Here is a 14,411-nt window from a genome sequence, read left to right as displayed (position 1 = left end):
CTTTCCCCCCTGAGATAAGGAAAACCGGATTGACAACCAAATCTGCTGTCATAATACTTATATTCTACATTTTCTGAATTAATCCTCTAATCCTATTGTTCAGTCCCCTGGTTGTTTTATTCAACCCCGCCCGAAGGACGGGGTTTTCATTACAACATTGAATCAGGAGGGATTTACATTCTGCTTCTTTTTGCTACAGCGCCATGCATACCACAGGAAATAGGCCAGCCCCCCCCAAAGACCTGTGGCTCCCAAAACCAACATCACAATCGCTCCGGTGTTCATTCCTTCTTCCCTCCTTGAACCTGCGTTTGCTTCCAGTCCAGACGTTGAAACACAACCGCCACCACAATCGTCAATACCACGGATCCCCAACCCATGAGGGCAATTCCGTTCAAGGGATAGTCCTCATAGGGTTTAAGCCACTCCTGGAACAGGCTGAACCCGGTCATCACAAGCACCATCACAGGAGTGATCACCCTCAGACAGAGGTTCCACCAGTTGCCGATCCGGATATCGGAAATTTCGTTGATGTGAGTCCGCATCTCGTTCAGCCTCCGGACGAACCAAGCGATCAGCAACACTTCCACCAGACCGGCCAAGGCGACCCCGTACTGGTTGATGAAGTGGTCCACGGTATCCAGATACCGAAGACCTCCTTGAGTGGTGTAGAGCAGGCTGAGAAGAAAGGCGAGCCCACAAACCCAGTTCACCGCAGCCCGACGACTCAGGTTAAACTTCTCCTTCACACTGGCAATGGTCGGCTCCAGAATGGAGATGGCCGAAGTAAAGCCGGCGAAGAGCAACGACCCGAAGAAGAGTACCCCGAAGAGAGAGTTAAGACCGGGAAATTGATTGATGATTTGGGGAAAGACGACAAAAGCGAGACCCACACCCGCATTGACCACACTGTTTACATCCACCCCTTGGCTGGCGGCCAGGAAACCAAGGGCCCCAAAAACTCCTAGAGCGGCCAAAAACTCAAACCCGCTGTTGGCGAAAGCTGCAATCAATCCGCTGTTGGACAAGTCGGACTTTTTCGGAAGATAGCTGGCATAGGTCAGCATGATCGCAAAACCGATGCTGAGGGAGAAGAAGACCTGCCCATAAGCTGCAACCCATACCTGCGGATCTGTAAGGGAAGAGAAGTCGGGTGTCAAGAGTACATTCAACCCTTCCCCGGCCCCCGGCAGGGTCACCGCCCGAATCGTAATGATCACCATCATCAAAATCAGAATCGGCATCAGAATCCGGGAAGCCCCTTCAATCCCTTTCCGAACCCCCAAATGCATCACGACAAAGATGATCAACCAGATCAGGAAGACAGGCAGAAGCACCTTCCATTGCAATCCGCCCATCTCCCAAAAGCCCCCGCTCAGACCAAGGAAGTTTTCAAAGAAGAAGGCTTCCGTGTCATCGCCCCACTGGGTTCCGATGGAGTAATAGGTGTAATTTAAAGACCAACCGATAATGACCACATAAAAGCTGACGATAATAAATGCGACAAAGGACTGCCACCAACCAAGCCATTCCCATTTTTTCGAGATTTTTCTGAAAACCTGCGGTGCAGAGCCCCGATACCTGTGACCGAGAGAATACTCCAACAACAGGATCGGAATCCCCGCCGTCAACAAGGCAATGAAATAAGGAATCAGGAACGCCCCGCCCCCGTTTTCATAGGCGATATAAGGGTATCGCCAAATATTCCCAAGACCGATGGCGGAGCCTATAGCTGCAAAGAGAAATCCTGCTCTGTTGCTCCACTGTTCACGTGTTTCCATTGATTTTTCCCCCTGACTGCGAATAAGCTCTTTGTCCTACACCAGAATAGACAGAAAATTTCACTCCTGCAAAGTTCCATCATTCCTTTGGCCCATTTCTATGGAATTCTACCGTAAAAGAAGGGAAATGTCCACCAATTCACATAGATGAATCAATGGAATGAAATACATATTAAGGAATCTGCGTTGAAGATAACAATAAATTTTATTTGTTTTTTATTTTATTAAAAAGGTATCTTCAAAGAAGTATGATCATTTCATACATTTCTCGGATCGGGTTTCCTATAACCCCAAAAATTCTTTCATTGCCGAAACAATCGATAATATAACCCTGGAAGCGATGTGAATTAGTGCTGGTCAGGTCGGCCGGGATTGGGTTTCACATGACCATTTCGTTGTTTTGACGAGCCAGAACGCACTAAATCACAATTCATAGGTCATGATGGAATCCATTGCATCGGAATAAAAGGAACTTCTTTTTGTCTTTCTGACACCTTGTAAACCTCAGGTCATCCTTTCAACTTTCGAAACAGGGTGGAAGGGTTGATCCCCAGAACCCGAGCGGCTTCCCGGGCTGATCCGGTTTCTGCGAGGACTTCCTTGATCCGCTCTCGTTCAAATCTGCGGACCTGTTCTTTTAAAGAAGAGGAGGTTCCGGCTTTGTGCGTCTTCATCTGTTCCATGATCTTCATCACCTGATCCAGGTGAAGGGATTGCTCACTCAAAATATAGAGTTGTTCTATGAAGTTCCTGAGTTGGCGGATATTGCCTGGCCACTCATACTCTTTCAATAAAGTGGCGGCCTCCGGACTGAATGCTTTGGCCCATCCGTACTTTTGGATATTTTTCTTCCAAAAATGCCTGGCCAACAAGGGGATGTCCGTTCTCCGCTCCCGAAGTGGGGGAATCTTCAATTGAATCCCTTCGATTCTGTAGTAGAGGTCCGCCCGAAAAGTTCCCTTTTGTACAAGGCTGAACAGATCCCTGTTTGTAGCAAGAATCAACCGGATGTCAATATTCCGATCCTGTGTTTCACCGATGCGGCGGATTTTTTGGTTTTCCAAAGCTCGCAGGAGTTTGACTTGTGTCTGATATGGCATGTCCCCGATTTCGTCCAAAAACAAAGTTCCTCCGGAAGCGGCTTCCAACAGACCTTTTTTTCCTTCCCTCTCTGCCCCAGTAAAGGCTCCTTTTCCGTATCCGAACAACTCTGAATCCAGCAGATGATGAGAAAGAATGGCACAGTTGACGGCGAGGAATGGGCCGTTTTTCCGTCGACTCCGTTGATGAATCCATTGAGACAACACTTCTTTTCCGGTTCCTGTCTCTCCCTGAATTAAAACAGGGATATCAAAGGCGGCAACCTTACCGGCAGTCTTCAAAAGCTCTTGCATGGCCGGACTGTCGGCCACCATTCCGCTTTCGCCGGATTTGAAAATTGTGACGGAGGATTTAGGTTCCACGACGGTAATAACCATTTGGACATTTCCCCGGGTGTCCACAACCGGACTTCCTGTGGCGAAAACCTCCTTCTTTCCTTGAATGATCTGTTGAATATGAACTGGCTGTTTTTGCTCAAGGACGGACAAAGTGGTGGATCGGTTGTAATATCCTGATTCAACCAGATCTTTCAGGTTGCGGCCGACCACCTCTTCGCTGGGAATACCACTGATTTTTTCGTATGCTGGATTGACGTACAAGGTGTTTCCTTGATGGTCGGCAACATAGATTCCACAAGCATGAGAATGAAAGAAAGACCACGGGGATCGATCCCGGTTCATAGTGGACACCCGATTGCGGTACCAGCTGTGAGATGAGAAATCAGTGGACAAGCTCCTGTTGAAAAGTTGCAAAAAGACCACCCCCGAATTGCAATTTTGCAATATGGACCAGTATGAATACCCTGAGATTGAAGGTTTACCATTGGCATGGAGTTTGCATAATTTATCAGGTGAACATCATCAAGGAGGGATTCTGGTGAACAACCTCAAACTCTATGTTTTGGATAATGGAACGATGAAGATGGACAAGGGTTTTATGGTAGCCATGCACAATCCAGCTTCCATCGACCTTCCGAATCCACCTGCGGAATTTGTTGAATTTCCGATCTATACTGTACTTATTGATCATCCGGAGGGAAAAATCCTCTTCGACACTGCTTGTAATCCCGATGGGATGGGGAAAGAAGGTCGTTGGCCCGAACCGGTGCAAAAAATGTTCCCTCATTTCGCCAGCGAAGAGTGTTACCTGCCCCATCGCTTGGAGCAACTGAGTGTCCGTCCCGAAGATATTCGATATGTGGTGGTTTCTCACCTTCATTTGGATCATGCAGGTTGTCTGGAGATATTTACAAATGCTCAGATTATCGTCCATGAAGATGAACTGGCCAATACCATGAAAAGCTATGCCATCAATAAAGATATGGGAGCCTATGTATGGGCCGATATCGATGCTTGGGTGAAGACAGGCCTGGATTGGAGTCCCATCCAACGGAGCGAGCAAGAAATTCCGCTGGTGGATGGGGTTAAAATCCTCAATTTTGGCAGTGGACATGCCTGGGGCATGTTGGGCCTCCACGTGGATTTGCCGGAGACAGGATCCATTATCCTCGCTTCTGATGCCGTCTATTCTGCAGAAAATTATGGACCCCCCGTGAAAATCCCCGGGATTATCTACGACTCGGTAGGTTTTACGAAAGCGGTGGAGTACATCAAGGAGTACGCCAGACGCCACAATGCCCAGGTTTGGTTTGGCCACGACAAAGACCAATTCAAAAAGTTCCGCAAGTCGACTGAGGGATACTACGAATAAGGCGGGAGATTTCCATGCGAACACGTGCAGCAGTGCTTCATGAAACAGGAAGACCCACCCCGTATCAGAAAAGCCGGCCATTACAGTTGGAAGATGTGGAACTGGGGAGGCCGGGACGGGATGAAGTTTTGGTGAGGATTCAAGCGGCAGGGTTGTGTCATTCGGATCTCTCTGTGATCAACGGCAGCCGCCCACGACCTACTCCCATGGCTTTGGGTCATGAGGCTGCCGGAATTGTAGTGGAAGTGGGGGATGGAGTCAAAGAATTTCAAGCCGGCGATCATGTCGTCTGCTCTTTTGTCCCCAGCTGCGGCCACTGTCTGCCCTGTATGGAAGGACGTCCCGCCCTGTGTGAACCGGGTGCCCAAGCCAATAACCAAGGAACTCTGCTCGGTGGTAAGCGGCGTCTGAGTAGAGAAGGAATTCACATCCATCATCATCTGGGAGTCTCCGGTTTTGCCGACTATGCAGTCATCAATAAACACTCGCTGATACAAGTGGATCCGGATATTCCTTTTGAAAAAGTGGCCATCTTTGGCTGTGCCGTGATGACGGGAGTGGGTGCAGTCATTCATACGGCCCGGGTCCCCACTGGAAGCTGTGTTGCAGTTGTCGGATTGGGGGGAATTGGACTGAGTGCTTTATTGGGATCCATGCTTACGGGAGCACGTAAGATCATTGCAGTGGATATAAATCCGGAAAAGCTGAAAATGGCGGAAAGTCTTGGTGCAACAGAAACATATAACGCCAACGATCCTGAAGTGATCCAGAAGATTCGCAAAGAGACCGGGGGAGGAGTCGAGTATGCTTTTGAAACCGCCGGCGTCGTTTCGGCGATGAAAACGGCTTACGAAATAACTTCCAGAGGAGGGACCACCGTCACTACAGGACTTCCCCACCCGGATCATCACTTTTCCTTTCCCCAGGTGACATTAACCGCAGAGGAGCGAACCATCAAGGGATCTTATGTGGGAAGCTGTGTGCCCCGGCGAGATATCCCAAGATTCATTCAGTTGTATAAACAAGGAAAGCTGCCGGTGGATCGGCTGCTGACCAAAACCCTCCCCCTGGAACGGATCAATGAGGGATTTGATTGGTTGGACCAAGGACAGGCGGCGCGTATAGTAATTACTATGTAAGTGGGAGGAGAGGATATGGATTCCCAGTATCAGTTGTATATCGGCGGAAAATGGGTCGACTCCAAAAATCGGTTTGAAGTGAGGAACCCAGCCAACGGACAAGTGCTGGCCTCTGTGCCCGATGCGGATGTCAGCCAGATGGCACAGGCGATTGAGTCTGCTGTCCAGGTAGAGCGGTACTGGGCACAGAGACCTGCTCAGGAACGGAGCCGGATTCTTATGGATGCTTCCCGGTTAATGAGGGAACGAAAAGAGGAACTGGCAAAAATTTTGACATCGGAAGAAGGAAAACCCTTGACCGAGGCCCGGGGAGAAATTCTGTATGCTGCATCCTTTTTGGATTGGTTTGCAGAGGAAGGAAAACGGATTTATGGGGATACCATTCCCGCAAACTCTCCGGATAAACGGATTTTGGTCTTTAAACAGCCGGTGGGAGTCTGTTTGGCGATCACTCCCTGGAACTTCCCCTCTGCCATGATCACCCGAAAGTTGGGTCCGGCTCTGGCTGCGGGATGTCCGGTGATTGTCAAACCATCAGAACTAACCCCCCTGTCAGCGTTGGAAATCGCAAAAATCTTTGAAGAGGCAGGTTTGCCACAAGGAGTGCTGTCCATTATTGTCGGGCGGGATGCTGCCGGCCTTACTGAAGTGGCTATGGAAGATCCCCGGGTTCGGAAGATCTCTTTTACAGGTTCGACAGAGGTGGGAAAGCATTTGATGCAACAGGCGGCTTCCACTGTAAAACGTGTTTCCCTTGAACTGGGAGGACACGCTCCTTTCATCGTATTTCCCGATGCTGATTTGGATCAGGCAGTTAAGCAGGCTGTTGTTGCCAAGATGCGGGGAATGGGAGAAACTTGTGTAGCGGCCAACAGATTTTATGTTCATGAGAAGATCATGGAATCTTTTGCAGAAAAAATGGCATCTCATTTTCGCAGTATGAAAGTTGGAAACGGATTGGAAGCTGAGGTTCAGGTTGGTCCTTTGGTCAACAAGGAAACTCTGGAGAAAGTGGAACGTCATGTGGAAGATGCTGTAAACAATGGTGCCATCGTGGTCACAGGAGGACGGCGGGCCGAGATCCCTGGGGGGTATTTTTACGAACCCACGGTGTTGACCCATACAGATGACTCCATGATACTTTCCCGGGAAGAAACCTTTGGACCGGTGGCACCTCTTTTTTCTTTCTGTTCCGAAAGGGAAGTGATCGAAAAGGCCAATCAGACACCTTCGGGTTTGGCAGCATATTTTTTCACCCGGGACGTGGGAAGGGTCTTCCGATTGTCAGAGCAGTTGGACTATGGCATCCTGGGGGCAAATGACGGGTTGCCTTCCACCGCACAGGCACCTTTTGGAGGAATGAAAGAGTCCGGCCTGGGCAGAGAAGGAAGTAAATATGGATTGGAAGAATACCTGGAAATCAAATATATTTCCTTGGGAGGAATCCAGGGAAAAAGCGATTGAATCCGAAAATTCAAGTGCGGAGAAACCTGTTTTCTCCGCACTCTTTTTTGATTCGGTACAGTTGAATTTATAACCGTTGAATGTATTCCAATGAATTTTGATATATGAAGCAAGCCCGCATGAAATTCCAGTAATCAATCAGTGACAGGGAAAATATCCCCCTTGTCACTGATTGAGGTGTTTCTTCAATTCATCCGGCTTCAAACCCCGGATGGGTGTTCCATCGATCACGGTGACCGGAACACCGAGAAAACCCATCCCCTTCACTTCTTCCAGATATTCCGGGTGGGAGTTGCAATCTTTCACTTCAAATTTCACTCCGTGGTCTTTGAGAAAACGTTTCACCAGGTTGCATTCCAGGCAGTGAGGCTTGGAATAAACGGTCACTCGCATGGTTCGATCCTCCTCCCATTTCACACTGTTCAGATCACTTTGCAACATCCGTCTATAACAGTCCCCGATTTCACTTTCCCTTCCGGCTCAGATAATGCTCCATCCCCATGGAGCTGACGTTCAGGTCGAGATTCAAGAGAAAATAAACGGGATGATCCTCTGGAATCCCTTGCTCCCGAAGGAACCCCCGGTACCTGTCTTTCAACCGTTTCTCGATTCCGGCGGCTCCCTCACCTGCCGCCATCGCCTCTTCCCCCGCCTCCATAAATACATCCAGCGCCGCGGTCACCTGTTCATAGACCACTTCAGGCTCCTCCGACATCCCGAAATGGCCGAAAAAAATTCGGTCCACCTCTTCTTTGCGGAAGCGATCGATGGATTGTTTCATCGCAGCGGGATCAAATTGATTGGGGGAAGTGGAAGGAATATACAAAGAGCATCCCAACTCCTCCAGCTGTCCGTATCGGATCCCGGCGGTATCCCCGGCAAACAACCCCCGGCTGACCGGATCATATATACTGAAGTGGTGGGCGGCATGGCCGGGGGAGTCCAGAAACTTCAGCTTCCGGTCCGGTCCGATCTCCAAAGTCTCCCCATCCTTCCGAACCAGGATCTGATCCTCGGGAACGGGAAGCACAGGTTCAAATAATGCATCAAACTGCTCCCCGTAAACCATCCGGGCCCCCTGAATCAGGCGGGTGGGATCTGCCAAGTGACGGGCTCCCCGGGGATGCACCACCACCCGCGCCTTTGGACAACTTTGCAACAGGAGGCCCGCCCCGCCGGCATGATCCAGATGGATATGGGTGACAATCACATTGCGCACGTCTTCCGGCCGGTGGCCCAAAGCTTCCAATCCCTTCAGGATGCGGGGGACAGACAGACTCGGGCCGGTTTCCACCAGTGTCAATTCTTCCTCTTCCAACACATAGATTCCCGTCCGACCCGGAACATTCAGATCATAGCCATCGATCATCCGGATCCGATGTCCCCAGTCGATCAGATCGCTCGATTCCATATTGGACCTCCTCGGTATAATGATTCGTTGTTTCCTCTCTCCATGATAACGGATTCTTGTTTTTACGGAAACATTCCCAAACACACTTGAATAAGCCCAAACCAAAGAAGCCCCCCGGTGGAGAATCGGGTTTCCTACAAAACCGAATTCACCAGAGAGCTTTCTACAATCACGCGTGTTGATTAGCCATATTTTGGGTGGGGAGATCGTGTTCTACCACGCGACCGTTGCACCCATAGGGCACAAGTCGCGCCAGGTTCGCTTCGCTCCCGGTCTCGCTACGCCAGTACACGACTCCCTCCACCGCCCACTTTTTGGCTCATCAACAGCCCTGTTCTACAGTGTAAAATGGTGCAGGTACAGGCGTGTTGATTGAAGCGTTGTGAATGAGGTTTATCAACATCTCTGTTCTCGTCAAATTTGATGTTCTTGAGGTAACTTCGCTTCTTTATAAGAGAGTTTAATGTTCTTTATCGATTGAAGCGCAACTTCTTTTGCCTCTGCTGGCGTATCAGCGACGGTTATGATATAACCGAGCCGATCATCAGAGTTTCGCGCCACCGTAACCCGATCTCCCGGTTGAACCATGAGATGAGAGTGGACCACATTTTCATTATCGTTTAAAGCTTCCAATCCGTCTATTTTTTCCACCGTTCCTTCTCTTTCCGCAGTCAAGTACGCGATTGCCGCCGCCCGGTTCCAACGGGGTTGAAGGTTGACGGGAGCATCCAGGTAATAATTGACGGTGGCTTCAAAAATATCAATTCCAAAAGCCTGCACCAACAGATCGGAGGCAATCCGGTCTCCACCTGGCCTGCCGTTCACTTCAATGATGCGCGGCCCTGTAGCCGACAATTTCACTTCCACATGGCTGGGTCCATCATGGATCCCGATCGCTTTCATGGCGCCGATTGCCGTATCGATGATCTCCCCTTCCCGTTCCTGATGAACAGAGGTTGGAAGTGTGTGCAGCACCTCTACGAAGTATGGCAGCGGTGAAGTGATTTTCTCAGTCACAACCGCTAAAAGGGGTTTACCATCTTCCAAAAAAAGTTCGACACTGAACTCCTGCCCCTCAATATACTCCTCAACCAAATATTCCTCCCGAACCTTGAAATCCATATACGTGATCTTAAACTCAGTAAGGTCGGCAAAAGCTTCTCTCAGTTCGTCCGGACCGCTGATAAAATATACACCTTGAGAGCTTGCACAATTCGTTGGTTTCAAAACTACCGGATACCCGATCTCCGCTGCTGCTCTCTCTGCTTCCTCCAAGGTTTTCACTTTTCGATAATCAACACTGGGAATCCCGTGTTGATCGTATGCTTCTCTTGCCAGATCCTTATTTCTGGACCGTAGCGCCGCTGTATAAGGCACTCCCTTCAGACCGAGGCGCTCCCCCACTCTCGCCGTGAGATGGGAGGCATAATCGGTTGCGGGTACGAGTGCATCCAGCTTGCCGTCATATTTTGAATTTCTGATGGCGTGATAGATGGACTCTTCATCCCGGATATCCGCCACCAGCAAATCATGATAGAACCCTTCATACCCGTACTTGGCGGGATTTTCCTCGGATGAGGCAATTGAAATCACCTGATGTCCCTGTTCATATGCAGCCCTGGCAAAACTGACCCCATAGAAACTCGGCTCGGTAAACGCCACAATTTTTGGTGCGCTCATGAAGTTTCTCCTTTCATGGTTTCATCATTCAAGGGCTGCCCGGATGGTTTGTTAGATGCATTTCGGAGGACGACACTCAGTGCAATCCCCAGACCCAAAAGCATCAGACCTCCAATTCCGACAAAACCGATACTTGGAGTATACCGATCCATCAGGGCTCCAAGTCCCATGGCAAAAACGCACTGAAGCAAAAACGAGATCGCCATCCACACAGACATGGCTCTCCCCATAAACGACTTGGAGATGGTCTCCATAATCATTGTATTCATAACGATTCGCAGAGAAGAGTTACTGAGGCCGAATAATACGCACCCAATATACAAAACCAAAACATAATGGTTGAAAACCCAAGCGATTTGAATACTGACGGCCATGATAAAAAACAGCACGATCGCTTTGGTGTTCGAAAGTCTTTTTGCCAGGGAAGCCGCCACGAAGCCTGACAGAAGCCCTCCGATCCCGTAAAACATATCGGATAACCCGAAAACTACGGAATCCCCATTCACAGGGCCGCTCACATAGCCGGGAAGAACCACGTTGAAGACCATCACAGAAACCATTGGAATAATGGAAGCCACACCCAGCAGGAAAACCGCCGGCCGTTCTCTTAAATAATTCAACCCTTCCTTGAAATTGATATAGAAGGACTCCCTTTTGTTTTTTTCCACAGCGACCGGCGTATATCGAATTCTGTATAAGAACAGCGAGCTGATCACAAATGCAGCCGCGTTCAGGATCAGGATCACCTCGAATCCATAAAATTTGTATAAAACCCCGGAAACCCCTCCCGCCACAAACATACCAACCTGCAAGCTGATCTCAATCAAAGAGTTCCCGTTGAGGAGATCCTCCTTTGGCAACAGTTCCTGCACCAAGCTTCGCGAGGCCGACATATAGACCGTCCATCCGATCCCATTGACGATGGTAAACAAATATAGATAGATCACGTCAAAACCTGAAAAGAGCAAAGCAGAGGCAATGAGCAACAAAAGTATCGCCCGGCTCCAGTTGGTTCCGTGAATAATGGATTTCCGATTGAATCTGTCCGTCACAATGCCAAACAAAGGGGAGATTGCAAAACTGGCCAGGACATTGAGGGTGAGCATTAATCCAACTGCACTGAGAGATCCGGTCCGGTCCATGATAAACCAGTTGGCACCAATCGTACTCATGCCCACCCCAAATCCGGAAATGATATCAGAAAAAAAGTAGTTACGGAAGTTTCGTGTCCTCAGAACGCTAAATACCATTTCTTCCTCCTATGGCGGCGACCTGTCCTTTCAGTTCTTCGAGGCCAAAACCCAAATAACGCAGGACATCGGCATGGTCACCTCCATAAGAGGGCCATTTATCGCCGCAATCGTGAGAATACACCTTGCATTCCGGCATCAACAAAGAGAGATAAGACGCTGTACCTCCCGTACCCCTGTGTTCTTCCACGACCAGAAATTGATCAGAGACTTTCTTCAACTCTTTTACATAACTTCTCAATGAAATGCTGTCCACGTACACGAGGTGAGCATGGAGAAGGGAAGGATCCTTTTCCGTCATCTGTTTGCACAATTCTGTGGCCTGCTCTCCCACAGAGATCAAACACAAATGGGAATGTTCAATCTCCTTCTGTTGGTAGATGATTTCCCGACAACTTTGTTCCGGGGCCCGATCCAGACTTTGAAACACCTCATTTCGGGAAAGGCGGATGTAATACGGATCAGGAGATGCCGCCGCCTCTCTGATCACTTTTCTGGTTTCTGCCTCTCCGTGAGGGCAGGCAATCCGAATGTTCTGGAATGATTGCAGGACCGCAATGTCTTCCAAACAGTGATGTGTGGTTCCAAACCAACCGCCGGACACTCCACCGTATGCCGCTGCAATTTTTATATTTTTCCCCATGTAGCCCATGGCCAGCTTAATGCTTTCGGCGGACCGCAAGGCCGCAAAGGAAGCAAAGGTGGAGAAAAAGGGAATAAAACCTCCTTCGGCCAGTCCCGCCGCCATGTCAATCCCCGCCGATTCCGCAATACCGAGGTTCAGGAACCGATCCGGATGCCTTTGCTGAAAGGCATGGTTTTTCCCTCCCAAATCCGCTTCAATGCATAGGATCTTGTCATTCTCACAAGCCAACTCCGCCAACTCTGCTTTATACGCTTCTCTTCCGGATAAACTCATTTTAAACCCATTCTCCATCTCTTAGCAATTTTTTCGGAAATCTTGGCGTAATGGGCATGAGGATTCCCCTCAATCGCCTTGATTCCCTTTCCTTTCACAGTATGGGCCAACACCGCCAGCGGTTTCTCAGGATCAGGCTCCACAGCGGAGAGAATTTGCTCGAAGTCGTGACCATCGATTTCTTTTACTAGAAAACCGAATGATTCGAACATTCCTCTCAGATGATGATATGGCGATATGTCCCTGACCAATCCATCATTTTGCCCTCCATTGCAATCCACGATATAGATAAAATTGGAAATTCCTTTCGCTTGAACGATCTGTGCAGTTTCCCAACAGAGTCCCTCTTGCAACTCTCCATCCCCACCAATGGCAACTCCAATGCCATTTACTCCTTTCATTTTCTGGGCCAGAGCCCACCCGGCAGCATAAGGAATCCCATGACCCAAACTTCCCGTAGCAAAGGGGATCCCCGGGAGTTTATGGTTCGGATGACCGGTCAACAATGATCCGTCCTGTCCATAATTCACCGCCGGATTCTCTTCAATTACCCCGTGTAAATAAAGACATGCATACAGAGCTGCAGCGGAGTGGCCTTTACTGAGTACAATCAAATGATTCGGGTCCTCTCCATATTTGCTGTACACTCCCAGTAACAGATCGATCACTGAAAGACTGCCGCCGATATGACAGCCTGTCGGAGTCGCCGCCATCTCCACAATCAGCTTCCTTGCTTCATTGGCCAGCCCGGACAAGCGATTCACAAGCGACTCGGAATGAATTTCCATTGACCCCAATGTATCCATCTAGGCCTCTCCTCGCATCCGGAACCATTCCGTAATTGCATCCCTCAGAATGGCTCGGGTAGTTTGTACCTCTTCAAAATGCAGGTACTCCTCACTCGTATGGTCGAGGCTTGAATCCCCCGGACCGTACGCCACCATCGGGACTTTGTGCCATGTGGTTGCCAATGTATTCATATCACTGGTTCCCCGCTTTCTGATATAGTGAATGGACTTGCCATGTGCGGAGAAACTGCGGATAAAGGCTTTGACCAAAGGGTCATTTCTCCGGTTGGAGAATCCCGGTGTAGCGCGCAACACCTCGACGGAAACATGTTCACCCAGATGATCCAACCGGATTGCACGGCTGTACTCTTTTCCAGCAGCCGGAGAAATTCTGAAGTTCAGTGTCCCGACAGCGGTGAGCAGATCTTCCTGTTGAAACTGCTTGATGTCAATGAGTGATGACATGGTATTCGGATCGATCTCCCGGACACGTTGTCGAATCTTTTCCACGACCTGGTAGAGCTCATCGATCACACTGATGCTGTCCTTGGCAGCCGTATGCTCCTGTTTCTTGCTGATTGTAATCCGCAGTTTGTACAGCCCGTAGTATCCGAGCGTCAAATGATCCTCTCCGCTCGGCTCACCGATAATGACGGCATCTGCGGGATAGTGATCCCTTACATAGTAAGCCCCTTTGGAAGAGGAGACCTCTTCCTCCACAGCTCCGATCACAAGTAAGGTCCCATCCTCAGGCACGTCCACCTCTTCCAACATATGAACAAAATTGACAAAGCTACCTTTGGCGTCAACAACACCTCTGCCCGAGATGCCATCCTGATCCGTCTCTACTCTCCAGATGGGGGGAACGGTATCCATATGGCCCAGGAGCAGCAACCGATTCGCTCCATTTCCCTTTTGGAAAACGATATTTCCGGCAGCATCTATATTTCCTGAAACCGATGGATACTTGACGGCATCGAGCAAAAATTTGGCAAGCTCATGCTCATCTTTGGATACGGAGGGAATACGGATCACTTTGTTCAGCAGATCGAAGTCAGGTCTGGCCAACTCCCTGGGGAAATTCCAGAACCGGGTAATTCCCCGGCCCGCCAAGGTATGCGGACCGGAAATGTAAACATCGCAGGCACCCTGCTCGACAGCCATATGG

General features: G+C 49.5%; 12 protein-coding genes and 1 pseudogene. 3 read left to right on the top strand and 10 right to left on the bottom strand.

Annotated features, from left to right (window positions below; translation table 11 throughout):
* Positions 1-162 precede the first annotated feature (162 nt).
* The 3 genes from IEV46_RS07895 to IEV46_RS07885 form a co-directional block, all read right to left on the bottom strand.
* The gene (locus IEV46_RS07895) at positions 163-285 is read right to left on the bottom strand and encodes a MetS family NSS transporter small subunit (RefSeq protein ID WP_188431695.1); all 123 of its coding nucleotides are present in this window, start codon (positions 283-285) and stop codon (positions 163-165) included.
* Positions 282-1,781, bottom strand: coding sequence for a sodium-dependent transporter (locus IEV46_RS07890; protein WP_188431693.1), 1,500 nt, complete (start codon positions 1,779-1,781; stop codon positions 282-284). Before IEV46_RS07890 ends, IEV46_RS07895 begins: the two co-directional genes overlap by 4 nt.
* Positions 1,782-2,290: 509 nt before the next feature.
* Positions 2,291-3,634: a sigma-54 interaction domain-containing protein gene (locus IEV46_RS07885; protein ID WP_188431691.1), complete on the bottom strand. Its 1,344-nt coding sequence runs from the start codon at positions 3,632-3,634 to the stop codon at positions 2,291-2,293.
* A 124-nt stretch (positions 3,635-3,758) separates the two neighbouring features.
* On the opposite strand from IEV46_RS07885, the gene ahlS reads away from it, so the two are divergent.
* From ahlS to IEV46_RS07870, 3 genes are read left to right on the top strand one after another with little or no spacing between them, the layout of a single operon-like run.
* Positions 3,759-4,592, top strand: coding sequence for an AhlS family quorum-quenching N-acyl homoserine lactonase (ahlS, locus tag IEV46_RS07880; protein ID WP_229735975.1), 834 nt, complete (start codon positions 3,759-3,761; stop codon positions 4,590-4,592).
* A 14-nt stretch (positions 4,593-4,606) separates the two neighbouring features.
* Entirely contained in the window at positions 4,607-5,731 is a 1,125-nt protein-coding gene (locus tag IEV46_RS07875; protein WP_188431689.1) for a zinc-dependent alcohol dehydrogenase family protein, read from the top strand.
* A gap of 15 nt (positions 5,732-5,746) precedes the next feature.
* Positions 5,747-7,195 (top strand): NAD-dependent succinate-semialdehyde dehydrogenase, encoded by a 1,449-nt coding sequence (locus tag IEV46_RS07870; protein ID WP_188431687.1) that lies wholly within the window; start codon positions 5,747-5,749, stop codon positions 7,193-7,195.
* A 165-nt stretch (positions 7,196-7,360) separates the two neighbouring features.
* Here IEV46_RS07870 and IEV46_RS07865 read toward each other — a convergent pair whose 3' ends face one another.
* From IEV46_RS07865 to IEV46_RS18770, 7 genes and pseudogenes are all read right to left on the bottom strand, one after another.
* Positions 7,361-7,588, bottom strand: coding sequence for a glutaredoxin domain-containing protein (locus tag IEV46_RS07865; protein WP_188431685.1), 228 nt, complete (start codon positions 7,586-7,588; stop codon positions 7,361-7,363).
* A 70-nt stretch (positions 7,589-7,658) separates the two neighbouring features.
* Positions 7,659-8,606, bottom strand: coding sequence for an MBL fold metallo-hydrolase (locus tag IEV46_RS07860; RefSeq protein ID WP_188431683.1), 948 nt, complete (start codon positions 8,604-8,606; stop codon positions 7,659-7,661).
* A 414-nt stretch (positions 8,607-9,020) separates the two neighbouring features.
* Entirely contained in the window at positions 9,021-10,286 is a 1,266-nt protein-coding gene (locus IEV46_RS07855; protein WP_188431681.1) for an ATP-grasp domain-containing protein, read from the bottom strand.
* Positions 10,283-11,536, bottom strand: a complete 1,254-nt coding sequence (locus IEV46_RS07850) for an MFS transporter (RefSeq protein ID WP_188431679.1) — start codon at positions 11,534-11,536, stop codon at positions 10,283-10,285. The genes IEV46_RS07855 and IEV46_RS07850 overlap by 4 nt, the downstream gene beginning before the upstream one ends.
* A complete protein-coding gene (locus tag IEV46_RS07845; RefSeq protein ID WP_188431677.1) occupies positions 11,526-12,455 on the bottom strand; it encodes a transketolase family protein in 930 nt (309 codons plus the stop codon). Before IEV46_RS07845 ends, IEV46_RS07850 begins: the two co-directional genes overlap by 11 nt.
* A complete protein-coding gene (locus tag IEV46_RS07840) occupies positions 12,452-13,261 on the bottom strand; it encodes a thiamine pyrophosphate-binding protein (RefSeq protein ID WP_229735973.1) in 810 nt (269 codons plus the stop codon). The genes IEV46_RS07845 and IEV46_RS07840 overlap by 4 nt, the downstream gene beginning before the upstream one ends.
* Positions 13,262-14,278 (bottom strand): annotated as a pseudogene (locus IEV46_RS18770) (M20/M25/M40 family metallo-hydrolase); the annotation flags it as partial. It lies immediately after the preceding gene.
* Positions 14,279-14,411: the final 133 nt, after the last annotated feature.

This window comes from Kroppenstedtia guangzhouensis, assembly GCF_014637345.1.
GTDB lineage: Bacteria > Bacillota > Bacilli > Thermoactinomycetales > DSM-45169 > Kroppenstedtia > Kroppenstedtia guangzhouensis.
This window is presented reverse-complemented; position numbering and strand designations above follow the sequence as displayed.